11 protein-coding genes and 3 pseudogenes are annotated in these 11,462 nt (G+C 68.3%); 12 read left to right on the top strand and 2 right to left on the bottom strand.

The annotated features are described in order from the left end of the window. The 7 genes and pseudogenes from AB0J09_RS40365 to AB0J09_RS40395 form a co-directional block, all read left to right on the top strand. Window positions 1-356, top strand: a 356-nt coding sequence (locus tag AB0J09_RS40365; RefSeq protein WP_360703094.1) for a DUF305 domain-containing protein, incomplete at its 5' end; no start/stop codon positions are given. Between the two features lie 8 nt (window positions 357-364). Continuing rightward, window positions 365-529: a hypothetical protein gene (locus AB0J09_RS40370; RefSeq protein WP_360703096.1), complete on the top strand. Its 165-nt coding sequence runs from the start codon at window positions 365-367 to the stop codon at window positions 527-529. Window positions 530-877: 348 nt separating this feature from the next. Beyond that, window positions 878-1,525, top strand: a pseudogene (locus AB0J09_RS40375) (transposase); the annotation flags it as partial. Window positions 1,526-1,844: 319 nt separating this feature from the next. Next, window positions 1,845-1,940, top strand: a pseudogene (locus AB0J09_RS40380) (Mu transposase C-terminal domain-containing protein); the annotation flags it as partial. A 27-nt stretch (window positions 1,941-1,967) separates the two neighbouring features. After that, window positions 1,968-2,333 carry a hypothetical protein gene (locus AB0J09_RS40385; RefSeq protein ID WP_360703123.1) on the top strand — a complete coding sequence of 122 codons (366 nt, stop codon included), beginning with the start codon at window positions 1,968-1,970 and terminating at the stop codon, window positions 2,331-2,333. A 219-nt stretch (window positions 2,334-2,552) separates the two neighbouring features. Further along, window positions 2,553-3,362 (top strand): AAA family ATPase, encoded by an 810-nt coding sequence (locus AB0J09_RS40390; protein WP_360703099.1) that lies wholly within the window; start codon window positions 2,553-2,555, stop codon window positions 3,360-3,362. 324 nt (window positions 3,363-3,686) lie between these two features. Continuing rightward, entirely contained in the window at window positions 3,687-5,459 is a 1,773-nt protein-coding gene (locus AB0J09_RS40395) for a histidine kinase (protein WP_360703102.1), read from the top strand. Here AB0J09_RS40395 and AB0J09_RS40400 read toward each other — a convergent pair. After that, entirely contained in the window at window positions 5,400-6,005 is a 606-nt protein-coding gene (locus AB0J09_RS40400) for a response regulator transcription factor (protein WP_360703121.1), read from the bottom strand. The two genes, AB0J09_RS40395 and AB0J09_RS40400, sit on opposite strands and share 60 nt — an antisense overlap. 370 nt (window positions 6,006-6,375) lie before the next feature. On the opposite strand from AB0J09_RS40400, the gene AB0J09_RS40405 reads away from it, so the two are divergent. From AB0J09_RS40405 to AB0J09_RS40420, 4 genes are read left to right on the top strand one after another with little or no spacing between them, the layout of a single operon-like run. Then, window positions 6,376-7,569, top strand: coding sequence for an MFS transporter (locus AB0J09_RS40405; RefSeq protein ID WP_360703105.1), 1,194 nt, complete (start codon window positions 6,376-6,378; stop codon window positions 7,567-7,569). A 10-nt stretch (window positions 7,570-7,579) separates the two neighbouring features. Continuing rightward, window positions 7,580-7,942, top strand: coding sequence for a nuclear transport factor 2 family protein (locus tag AB0J09_RS40410; RefSeq protein ID WP_360703108.1), 363 nt, complete (start codon window positions 7,580-7,582; stop codon window positions 7,940-7,942). A 12-nt stretch (window positions 7,943-7,954) separates the two neighbouring features. Continuing rightward, complete coding sequence (locus tag AB0J09_RS40415; RefSeq protein ID WP_360703110.1) at window positions 7,955-8,698, top strand: SDR family oxidoreductase; 744 nt, start codon at window positions 7,955-7,957, stop codon at window positions 8,696-8,698. Next, on the top strand, window positions 8,695-9,516 hold the full coding sequence (locus AB0J09_RS40420) for an SDR family NAD(P)-dependent oxidoreductase (protein ID WP_360703116.1): 822 nt from the start codon (window positions 8,695-8,697) through the stop codon (window positions 9,514-9,516). The genes AB0J09_RS40415 and AB0J09_RS40420 overlap by 4 nt, the downstream gene beginning before the upstream one ends. Before the next feature lie 226 nt (window positions 9,517-9,742). Here the strand turns inward: AB0J09_RS40420 and AB0J09_RS40425 are convergent. Beyond that, window positions 9,743-10,732: pseudogene (locus AB0J09_RS40425) on the bottom strand (IS256 family transposase); the annotation flags it as partial. Between the two features lie 35 nt (window positions 10,733-10,767). Here AB0J09_RS40425 and AB0J09_RS40430 point away from each other — a divergent pair. Then, window positions 10,768-11,397 carry a pentapeptide repeat-containing protein gene (locus tag AB0J09_RS40430; protein ID WP_360703118.1) on the top strand — a complete coding sequence of 210 codons (630 nt, stop codon included), beginning with the start codon at window positions 10,768-10,770 and terminating at the stop codon, window positions 11,395-11,397. Window positions 11,398-11,462: the final 65 nt, after the last annotated feature.

Consider the following 11,462-nt stretch of genomic DNA (forward strand, 5'->3'; position numbering starts at 1 on the left):
CCTGGCGGCAGGCCGTCGAGCCGACCGGCTGGGGCAGGATGGAGCCGACCAGCTCCATGCATGGGGTGAACGTCAGCGACGAGGCCTACTATCTGACCCACATGGTCGACCATCAGGAGGCGGTAGCGGCGGCCAAGCAGTTGCAGCGCTCGGGCCGGGCCCAGATGCGCGCCTTGGGCGCCTCGATCGTCAGCACGCAACGCGCCGAGATCGCCACGATGAACAAGTGGCTGGCCACCTGGTATCGCGGGTATTCACCGGCGATCGACTACCGGCCGATGATGCGCGATCTGTCCAAGCTGTCCGGCGACGCACTGGATGAGACATTCCTGCGGGACATGATCCGGATCACATGATGGCGGTCATGATGTCCCAGCAGTTGCTCATGCACGGAGGCGTCCAGCATGAGCCGGTCGGCGCGTTCGCCGCCAAGGTTCGCGACGGCCAGCACGCCGAGATGTTCCAGATGCAGCAATACCTGGCCGACTGGTTCGGCGGCGCGGGCATGCCCTGTCCCATGGGCAGCTGACCAGGCCGTCCCGGGCCACACCGCAGCGGCTGACCGGCCGACGTGATCGGGGGACAAGCCCTCTCGATCAGGTCAAAGCCGCGTCCTGAACGGCCGGGCGCAGCGGCCGCCCAGCTCGATGGTGGCGGACGATCATTGATGGGGGGGATTGTTGTATTCGTGGCGGCGCGCGAGACGGGCGGATCAGCCGGGCCGGAGGGTCGTGACGGGCCGACGGTATCGCTGAGCGGCCTGACCGAGCAGCAACGGCTCCAGGCGATGCATCGGTGGCGGCTGCTTCGTCCGCACCTGGAGGACGGCGTGCCACTGACACGGGTCTCGGCTGGCGCCGGTGTCCCGGAGCGCACGATGCGGCGCTGGCGCTCGGACTACCAAGCGGGCGGCTTGGCCGCCCTGGCGCGGCGCCCGCGCTCGGACCGAGGGCGACCGCGGATGCCCGAAGAGCTACGACTGCTGATCGAGGGGCTGGCGCTCACACCGCCCCGCCCAAGCGTGACCAAGGTGCACCGGCAGGCTGCCAGCATCGCAGACGCGCACGGCTGGCCGGTCCCGAGTTACTCCACGGTGTACGAGCTCGTCAGGAAATTGGACCCGGCGCTGGTGACGCTCGCCCTGGAGGGTACGAAAAGGTACCGGGAGGTGTATGACCTGGTGCATCGCCGTGAAGCGGCCAAGCCGAACCAGATCTGGCAGGCAGACCACACCGAGCTGGACATCTGGGTGATCGACGCCTCCGGAAAGCCGGACAGGCCGTGGCTGACCCTGATCGAGGACGACCACTCCCGCGCCATCGCCGGCTACGCCGTCAACCTGGAAGCGCCCTCAGCACTCACGACCGCGCTGGCGTTCCGGCACGCGATCTGGCGTAAACGCGAGCCGGACTGGCACGTGTGCGGCATCCCTGAGGTGTTCCACCTCGACCACGGCCCGGACTTCACCTCCGCTCATCTGGAACAGGTGATAGCCGATCTGAAGGTCCGCCCGGTGTTCACCAGGAAGGGCCAGCCGCACGGTCACGGCAAGATCGAACGGGTCATGGAGACCTTCAACCAGATGTGCCTGGCCCACCTGCCCGGCTACGCACCCCGCGGCACTCCCGACCGCAAGGGCCAGGCAAAGCTGACGTTGCCCGAGCTGGATGCCGCGATCGGCCGGTTCATCCGCGAGGTCTACAACCTGCGTCCGCACTCCGTAACCCGAACCTCGCCCCAGGCGCGCTGGGAGGCCGACGCGTTCATCCCGCGCATGCCCGACAGCCTCGAACAACTCGATCTGCTGCTGTCCACGGTCGCCAAACCCCGCAAGATCCACACCGATGGGATCCGCTTCCTGTCCCTGCGCTTTCATCGACCCGGTCCTGGCCGACTACGTCGCCGAACAGGTCACCATCCGCTTCGACCCCCGCGACATCACCGAAATCCGCGTCTACGTGCACACCTTGGACGGCGAGAAATTCCTGTGCCGGGCGATCTGCCCCGAGCTGTCCGGCGAGACCGTCAGCCTGAAGGAGATCACCGCCGCGCGTAACGCCCGCCGCAAGCAACTGCGCGGCAAGCTCACCACCCGCACCGCCGTCGTCGACACGCTCCTGGCCGCCCACAACGAGCCCCTCCCCGCCGCGTACCCGACCCCCGGCTTGCGGACCTGGAGCACTCCTGACGAAACCACCACCGTAGTCCCCGGTCCCGCCGGCCAGAAGACCAGCCGCAAACCCTTGCCCGCGACTGGTCAAGGCTCTGACCAGAGCGACACCACCCCTACCCATGGTGACGCTCCGCGACTCAAACGCTACTGGACTGAGTGAGACACGGTTCCGCCGGATAGACACCCAGGCGTGGAGCAGCCATCACACCCAGACGAGCAGGCCGCCGAGCCAGACCTGACAGACCCTCCCGAACAGGCACCTGACCGACCAAGCGCCAGTGGGCTGGCCTACGCCAGCGACCGCACGCCCCCACCTGACCTCGGGCAGGACCCGGCCAGGGCAGACGAAAACGGACTACCGTCGACCCCTTCCCCGATCATGGCGACCAAGGAACACCGGCGGTTCCTGGAGTTCGCCGACGCTGTCCGCCGCAAGCGCTACGTTGGCCTGTGCTTCGGAGCCCCCGGCGTCGGCAAGACCGAATCAGCCCGTAGCTACACCCGCTGGGATCAGCTCGCCCCGCACCTTGCCGGCACCCGCGCCACCGGCTCCCAGCAAGACGACACCCCCGTCCACGAGGTCCTCGCCGCCCGCGCCGTCATGTACACCCCCAAAGTCCACTCCACCCCCCAGAACCTCGACAAGGAAATCTTCCACCTGTGCGACCGGCTCGGCTGGACCGTCGAACTCATGCTCCACACCGGCCGCGGCAACGGTGACCATCCCGGGGCAGACCCCGGCGTCAGCGGCCACAGCGGCGCCGAACTCTTGATCGTCGACGAGGCGGACCGGCTCAAGACCGCGGCCCTCGAACAACTGCGTGATCACCACGACCGCACCGGCATCGGCCTCATCCTCATCGGCATGCCCGGCATCGAAAAGCGCCTCGCCCGCTACCCCCAGCTCTACTCCCGTGTCGGCTTCGTCCACCACTACAAACCGCTCTCCACAGACGAACAAGCCTTCGTACTCGCCCGCCACTGGCCCCACCTACGGCTCGGCGACAGCAATGACTTCGCCACCACCGAAGCCATCGCGACCATCACGCGCATCACCAACGGCAACTTCCGGCTGACCACCCGCCTCGTTGACCAGATCGAACGCGTCCTGGAAATCAACCAGATGACCACCGTGACCAAAGAAGTCGTCGAAGCCGCCCGCGAGAACCTCGTCATCGGAATCATGTGACCACTCCGCCCCCGCACCGCACTTGAGCCCCGCCACACCCACAGCCAAACCCGAACTCTGCCCGCCCGGCCCTCAAGCCAGGCGGGCAGAGGCTTGCTCACTCCCGGCCAAATAGCGCCGAAACCCCGGCCATTTACCGGCGAAAGTCACACGTAGGAGCCCATCCGGCAATTCCGGCGCACCTATTTGCCTCATTATGGACTGGGATACCCGGCTCCGGCCGGGTCGGCTGGGCTGGGGGATGGGTTGGGGGATGGGTTGGGTTCGACCGCAGAGACGCTGCCGCCTCGGATCGCGCGCGGCATGATGTGGACCGCGCTTGGCATGATCATCGTGATCCGCTGGCTGGCAGGGGTGGACGACGGCGTCTCGCCGCTGGGCATCGCGCTCGCGGCGGCGTCCTACCCGCCGCTGATCGCCGTTCTCGCGCGCCGATGGCGCCCGGCCGTCCGTCACGGCCTGCTCGCGGCCGTCGTGGCGCTGGCCCTGATGCCGTTCGCCGTGGTCGGGACGGACTGGGAGTGGTTCCCCTGGACGATTGCCGCAGGTGTGCTGTGTGTGCTGCCCGCGCGGGCTGCGTGGCCGCTGTTCGGCCTCATCCTGGCCGCCACCGGCGCCGGGCGCCTCCTCGGCGGCGTGCCCTTTCCCGAGTGGATCCTGTGGGTGTGCTCCACCGCGATCGACGCACTGATCCTGTTCAGCCTCCACACCCTGTCCGGCATGGTGCGCGACCTGCACACCGCCAGGGACGAGCTGGCCAGGCTCGCGACGCTCAGGGAACGGCTGCGGCTGGACGGCGAACTGCGCGCGGTGGTGGACGGCGAGCTGCGCGCCATCGCCGCCCGCCTGACATGGGCCACCAGCACGGTCACGGCCGCCCGAGCCGAGATCGGGGCCGCCGTTGAGGCGGCGCGGCGGACCATGAACGGGATCAGGGAGATGACCAATGGCTACCGCAGCAGCGGCGGTCCGCAGCCGTCGGCATTGATCGAGTCGCCGAAGGTCGCGCGCCTCATCCTCCTGGCCGCGATCCTCATCCAGTCCGTCAGAGCGATCCTGGCGGGGAACTTCGCCTCCGGCAGGGAGGCGACGTGGCTGCTCCTTTACGTACTGGTTCTCGGCGCGGCCGTGGTCCTCTTCATGCTGCCGCCGAGCCGGGTCCGGCTGGCGGTGATCGGGCTGCTGGTCGTTCCGCTGAGCTGGCCGGGCATGGTGTTCGTGGAAGAGTGGTCCCAGATCGGCAGCGTCTGGGGCTTTTTCCTGGGCGCGGCGGTGGCCTGGCTGCGCCCGCGACACTGGTGGCCGATCGTCGTGACCGTGGAGACCCTGCACACCCTGGCGTTCTTCTTCCCGCCCCCGGTGCCCAGCCCGGCGGGGATGGCGACGAACTATCTCAGCGATCTCATTCTGGCCTGGCTGTTCTACAGCCTCACCCGGCTCGGCGATCTGGTGGCGCTGCTGGACCGGGCCAGGCACGACCTGGCGCAGGCCGCCGTCGCCGCCGAGCGCAGAAGGATCGCTCGCGACCTGCATGACATGCTCGGCTTCAGCCTGTCGGCGGTCGCGCTCCGCGGCGAGCTGGTGCTGCGGCTGCTGGACAGGGAGCCCATGCGGGCCGAGGCCGAGCTGGCCTCCCTCGTCGCGCTGGTGGAGCAGGCGCGTACGGACCTCGGCTCGATCACCAGTGGCCGCATCCGGCTGCTGCTGGACCAGGAGATCGACACGGCCCGAGAGACGCTGACGGCCGCCGGCATCGACACGTCCATCAGCCTAGAGACCTGGCCTGCGGGCGAGGTCGAGACCGACGTCGCCGCCGTGCTGCGCGAGAGCGTCACCAACGTGCTGCGCCACAGCAGGGCGCGCACGTGTTCCATCACCATCACAGGCCCTCCCGTACGGCTACGCGTCGTCAACGACGGCGCCGCGGCGCCGTCGGGCCGGGGCACGGGCCTGGCGAGCCTGGCCGTGCGCGCTGGAGGGCGGCTGGAGGCCGGCCCACGTCCCGGGGGCAGGTTCGAGGTGGTGGCCGAGTTCGCGTCAGAGCCAGCCGGACTCCGTGGCGATGCGGATGGCGTCGACGCGGTTGCGGGCACCTAGCTTGGTGACCGCAGACGTCAGGTAGTTGCGGACCGTCCCGTACGTCAGGAACAGCCGCTCGGCGATCTCCCGCGGTTCCGCGCCGGTGGCCGACAGCCGCAGCACCTCGGTCTCCCGCTGGGTGAGCGGGTTGTCCGGCGTACGCAGCGCCGCGAAGGCCAGCGCCTGGTCCACCACATGACCGCCCGCGGCGACCGTACGGATCGCGTCGGCGAGGTCGCCGGGCTTGATGTCCTTCGGCACGAACCCGGCGACCTGCGCGTCCAGTGCCCTGCGCAGGTGACCGGGCCGGCTCAGCGCGGTGAGGATCAGCACCGCGCAGCCGGGCAGCCGCTCGCGCAGCGCGGCGGCCGCGGTGAGGCCGTCCACCTCCGGCAAGCCGATGTCGATCACCGCCACGTCCGGCTCGTGCGCCTCGGCCGCGGGCACGATCTCCGCACCGGTGGCGACCTGCGCGACCACCTCGATGCCGTCCTCCTGGTCGAGCAGCTCGGCCAGGGCCGCGCGCAGGAGCTCCATGTCCTCCGCGATGAGCACCCGTATCACGCCCGTCCCCCCTCGTGATGTCCAGGCGATGTGCAATTTGCACATCGGGCTCGTGACAGCGGCACTGTCACCCCCTGATCCGTTCGGTGAGCATGGGTCATGTGAAGAGCTCTACCGCGACGGCGGCGTACGCGTCGGTCAACCTACAGGCATCGAGGAGCAAGGCGGCATACCGGCGGTAAATCGCCTGCTTCGAGACGCCGCTGTGCGCGGCGATCCCCGCCCTTCATGCCGCTCTCCCCGCCCGACTCCGAAGCGGCCCGGCCGATCGCCTCGTCAACGGCAGGATCACGCGGTCACCCTGTCACGTAGCCACCCTTTCTCAAATACGGACCGTCTCGTATTTGTGTTTCCCTTGGAAGGACATCGCATGAAACCGCGAAATCCCACGCCGGCGCTGCTGGCATTGTCGTTGGGATACTTCTCGCTCGGCACCACGTCGCTGGCGGTGGTTGGGCTGAGCGCGCCGATCGGCGCGGCCCTGAACGTTCGGCCGGCCACGGTCGGGCTGCTCGTCACCGTCTTCTCCCTGGTCTTCGCGGTGGCCGCCCCGCTCGCCTCGGTCTGGCTGGGACAGATGTGCCGCAAGCGCGTCCTGCTCATCGGCCTCGCATTGATGATCGTCGGAGGCATCGGCAGCGCGCTCGCTCCCAGTTACGGAGCACTCTGCGCGGCCCGGGTGCTGTCCGGCCTCGGCGCGGCGATGTTCGGCCCGACAGCGTCCACCGCGGGATCCATGATCGTACCGGAGCGGGATCGCCCGAAGGCGCTCGCCACGGTGTTCGCAGGCATGACGGCCGCCTCCGTGCTCGGGGTGCCGCTCTCCTCGACGGTGGGCGAGGCGCTCGGGTGGCGCTGGACGGTCATCGGAGTCGTGGTGCTCACCGCGCTCTCGCTGGTGCTCGTCGCCCGACTGCTGCCCGCCATCGAGCCGGGCCCCGCACCCACTTTCCAGGTCTTCGCACGCGTGCTCCGCACGCCCGGCGCCCTTCCGGCGGTGTCCACCACGCTGCTGGTGCTCACCGCGCAGTTCACCGTGTACGGCGTCGCGGGAGCATACCTGGCGTCCCGTTTCGCAGCGACGGCGGCGACGGTCTCGCTCATTCTGCTGGCGTTTGGCGCGCTGGGAGTGATCGGGAACATGAGCGGTTCCCGGATGCACGACCGGCTCGGCGGCAGCCGTACCGTCACAGTGACCCTGGCGGGCATGGCGGTCGCGTTCGCCGCGCTGACCGTCCTGCCGGGCTCAATCGCCGCAGCCGTGATCGTGTTCGCCTTCTGGGGGTTCTCCAGTTCGTTGTTCATGGCCCCGCAGCAGGCCCGCCTGGTGGAGTTGCTGCCCGAGCAGCGCGGCATCCTGCTGGCGCTCAACGCCACCGGCATCTACCTGGGCATGAGCCTGGGCAGCCTGATCGGCAGCCACTACCTGTCCGCCCTCGGCGCCGGGCCGCTCTCCCTGCTGGCCCTGCTCCCTCTCGCCCTGGCCGCGGGTGCGCACATCGTGTCCGTGCGCCGTACCACCCCCACTATGACCCGCACCGGCGAAGCCGTGCACGTCTCCTGAAAGGAACACCATGTCCCAGCTCATCCGTGACTACATCGAGCTCGTCTGGAACCAGGGCCGTACCGAGGAGGCTTCCCGCTTCCTGGCCGAGGATCTGATCCAGCACAACCCGAACCTGCCCGACGGCCGCAAGCCGCTGGTCGACTTCATTGACGGGTTCCGCCAGCAACTGCCCGAGGCCCGTTTTGAGATCCACAGGCTGGCCGCCGAGGGCGACCTGGTCTTCATCCACAGCCTGTTCACCGCCCAGCCGGGGCACCGCGGTGTCGCGGTGGTGGACGTGTTCCGCATCGCCGACGGCCTGATCGCCGAACACTGGGACCTGCGCGAGGACATCCCCGAGACAACCGCCAGCGGCAACCCCATCGTCTGATCGGAACTGACCATGAGCAACACACTTGATGGAAAGGTCGCGATCGTCACCGGCGCCGCCACCGGCCTGGGCGCGACCATCGCGGTACAGCTGGCGTCCGAGGGGGCGTCCGTGGTGGTCGACCACCTGCCAGGACAGGACGGCCTGGCCGCCGAGGTCGTCTCCCAGGCCGTGGCGGCGGGCGGTCAGGCACTGGCGGTCGCGGCCGACGTCTCCGACACCGAGCAGATCGGGGCCCTCTTCAAGGCCGCGACCGAGCATTACGGCGGGGTGGACATCCTGGTCAACAACGCGGTGTACGCGGTGTTGAAACCGATGGCCGAGGTCACCGAGGAGGAGTTCGACGCCAGCTTCCGGGTGAACGCCCGCGCGCCGTTCTTCGCCATGCAACTCGCCTCGCGCTACCTGCGCGACAGCGGCCGCATCATCAACATCTCCTCGCACACCACCGGGCTGTTCTTCCCGCGCTACGGACTGTACGACGGCGCGAAGGGAGCCCTGGAGCAGTTCTCCCGCGTGTTCTCCAAGGAGATCGGCGAACGGGGCATCACGGTCAACGTCGTGTCACCTGGCCCGACCGACACCCCCGAGTTCCGCACCCGCCCGTCCGAGTTCATCGCCTCCCTGGAGAAGATGACGTCAATGGGGCGCATCGGCAGGCCACAGGAGATCGGCGACGTCGTCGCCTTCCTCGCCTCTCCGCAGGCGAGCTGGGTGACCGGGCAGAACATCCGCGTCAACGGCGGCGTCGTATGAGCCCGCGCATCCTGATCACGGGAGCGACCGACGGCCTCGGCCGCGGCCTTGCCAGGAAACTGGCGGCGCAGGGCGCCACGCTGATCCTGCACGGGCGCGACGGGGCCAAGGGCGAGGAACTGCTCCGCGAGCTGGGCGGCCGGCACACGTTCGAGCAGGCCGACTTCGGCTCATTGGCCCAGATCCGCGACCTGACCGAGCGGATACTCGCCGGCCACGACCGGCTCGACGCGCTGGTCAACAACGCCGGGATGGGGGTGGAGCTGGCGCGGCAGGAGAGCGCCGACGGGTACGAGCTGACGTTCCAAGTGGACTACCTGAGCACGTACCTGCTGAGCATCCTGCTCACACCGCTGCTGGCCCGGTCGGCACCCGCCAGGATCGTCAACGTCACGTCGGCCGGCCAGGCGCCGCTCGACTTCGACAACGTGATGCTGGAGCGTGGCTGGGACGGCGTGCAGGCCTACTGCCAGGCCAAGCTCGCTCAGATCACGTTCACCTTCGCGCACGCCGAACTGCTGCGGCCCACCGGGGTCACGGTCAACGCGCTGCATCCGGCGTCGTACATGCCCACCAAGATCGTTACGCATCTCTTCACGGTGCAGAGCACGCTTGAGGAAGGAGTGGACAACACGGCCCGTCTGATCACCGGGCCATCGCTGTCGGAGGTCACCGGCGCCTACTTCAACCGCGCCCAGCCCGGCAGGGCGCACGCCCAAGCCTATGACGCCAAGGCGAGGGTCCGGCTGCTCGAACTCAGCGAGCATCTCACCAACGTCGCCTTCCCCGGCTCTGAGCACCTGAACGGGCTCGGCTGATCGGCACGTCGTCGAGGGTGTCGGTTCGGGTGAAGCCCTCGCTGACCCTGCTGTGACGTTCCACCATCGCCGCCAGGCCGGCGTCCATGGGCGGCATGGACGCTAACCGTCCATGAGACCGAGGGACTGGACGATCGCAATGTGGTCGGCGGCCAGGTGGCGGTGGTGGAACGGTGCCGGGCTGAGCCGCGTCAGCCCGGCACCGGCGTTCACGTCTCGGTCTGTACCACACCTGACGCCAGACGGCCTTGGGGAAGGCGGTGAAGGCCAGGATGTCCTCCCGTGCCTCGTCCAGGCGCGTCGCCGCCTTGGGATACTTGGCCTCCAGCACCTCCACCACGTGCCAGTGCTGAGCTCGCACGGACTCGGCGTCGGGCTGCTCGAAGATGGTGCGCAGCATCGTGTGCACCCACGGCTGCGCCGCTTTGGGAACGCACGTTCCAAGATTGCGGGCGAAATGGGTCCGGCAGCGCTGCCAGGAGGCCCCGGGCAGCGTGGCCGCGATCGCGTCGCGCAACCCGGCGTGGCAGTCGCTGGTGACCAGCAGCACCCCCGACAGGCCGCGAGCGACCAAGCCGCGCAGGAACGCCAGCCAGCCCGCCCCATCCTCGGAGGAGACCACGTCCAGGCCGAGAATCTCGCGCTGGCCGTCGGCGTTGACGCCGGTGGCGATCAGGCAGTGCACGTTCACCGTGCGGCCGCCCTCGCGCACCTTCTGCGTCAGCGCGTCGATCCAGACGAAGGTGTACGGGCCGCCGTCCAGCGGCCGGGACCGGAACGAGGCGACCAGCTCGTCCAGCTCGGCGGCCATCTTCGACACCTGCGACTTGCTCAGCTTGGTGATGCCCATCGCCTCGGCAAGCTTTTCCACCCGCCGCGTCGAGACGCCCAACAGGTAGCTGGTGGCCACCACGGACGTCAGCGCCCGCTCGGCCCGGCGGCGCTTGTCCAACAGGAGGTCGGGAAAGTAGCTGCCCTGGCGCAGCCGTGGAACGGCCAGTTCGATCGTTCCGGCCCGGGTGTCCCATTCGCGGTGCCGGTAGCCGTTGCGGGAGTTGACCCGCTCGCTGCTGACCTCGCCGTAGCCGGCCCCGCACAGCTGCTCGACCTCGGCGTCCATCATCCGCTGAGCGAACTCGCGGATCATCGTCCGGAGCAGGTCGGGGCTCGCCGCGGTCAGGGTCTCCTCGACGTGGGCGCCGATGGCGGGCACAATGTCATTGACGGTCACTTCGTCCCCTTCGTGTCTGAATGTGCGAATCGAAGGATTACGAAGTGGCCGTCACTTGTCACATGGATCTCTCCCGTCACATCAGAGGAAAGATCACCCGTACACCACTCCCGTGGACGCTAACTCATCAACAGCAGAAGCGGCTCAAAGCACCGGCTGCACCTAAATTGCCCTCGCCGCTGGGCGTGGCGCAGCTTCCCGAGCATGATATGGAGGACGACGGCACCTACCGCGGCCTGGAATTCAACGGTAGCGACCTGACCTCTCGCGAGGTGGATGCGGCCGAGTATGAGGGCTGCCGGTTCGTCGTCACCAGCTTCGCGGGCAGCCAACTGCGCCGGGCCGGGTTCGTCAATGTGGAGCTGGAGCGCTGCGACTTGTCCAACATGACGGCCAGGGCATCGGGCATGCATCGGGTCCGAACGTCGGCGAGTCGGCTGACCGGCATGACTTGGACCGAATGCGCGTTCCGTGACGTGCTCTTCGACGCGTGCCGTGCCGATCTGATCGGATTTCGATTCTCGACGTTCAAGAACACCGTTTTCCGCGACTGCACCATGCCGGAGGCCAATTTTCAGAACGCCGATCTGCGGGGAGTCCGCTTCGAGCGCTGCGATCTAAGCCTGAATCCACGGCGTGATTCCTGTTGATCGTTTTCTGGTCCAATTCCTCCACGAGGAACGATTCCCCAGGCAGAGGGGCTGTTTTCGGGTGT

Origin of the sequence: Nonomuraea sp. NPDC049784 (assembly GCF_040659615.1) — a bacterium.
Classification (GTDB): Bacteria; Actinomycetota; Actinomycetes; order Streptosporangiales; family Streptosporangiaceae; genus Nonomuraea.

Excerpts from the sequence above, each read along its gene's own strand:
- AB0J09_RS40420 (WP_360703116.1), top strand. The coding sequence starts at position 8,695 with ATGAGCCCGCGCATCCTGATCACGGGAGCGACCGACGGCCTCGGCCGC.
- AB0J09_RS40415 (WP_360703110.1), top strand. The coding sequence starts at position 7,955 with ATGAGCAACACACTTGATGGAAAGGTCGCGATCGTCACCGGCGCCGCC.
- AB0J09_RS40395 (WP_360703102.1), top strand. The coding sequence starts at position 3,687 with ATGATCATCGTGATCCGCTGGCTGGCAGGGGTGGACGACGGCGTCTCG.
- AB0J09_RS40390 (WP_360703099.1), top strand. The coding sequence starts at position 2,553 with ATGGCGACCAAGGAACACCGGCGGTTCCTGGAGTTCGCCGACGCTGTC.
- AB0J09_RS40370 (WP_360703096.1), top strand. The coding sequence starts at position 365 with ATGATGTCCCAGCAGTTGCTCATGCACGGAGGCGTCCAGCATGAGCCG.
- AB0J09_RS40405 (WP_360703105.1), top strand. The coding sequence starts at position 6,376 with ATGAAACCGCGAAATCCCACGCCGGCGCTGCTGGCATTGTCGTTGGGA.
- AB0J09_RS40410 (WP_360703108.1), top strand. The coding sequence starts at position 7,580 with ATGTCCCAGCTCATCCGTGACTACATCGAGCTCGTCTGGAACCAGGGC.
- AB0J09_RS40430 (WP_360703118.1), top strand. The coding sequence starts at position 10,768 with ATGTGCGAATCGAAGGATTACGAAGTGGCCGTCACTTGTCACATGGAT.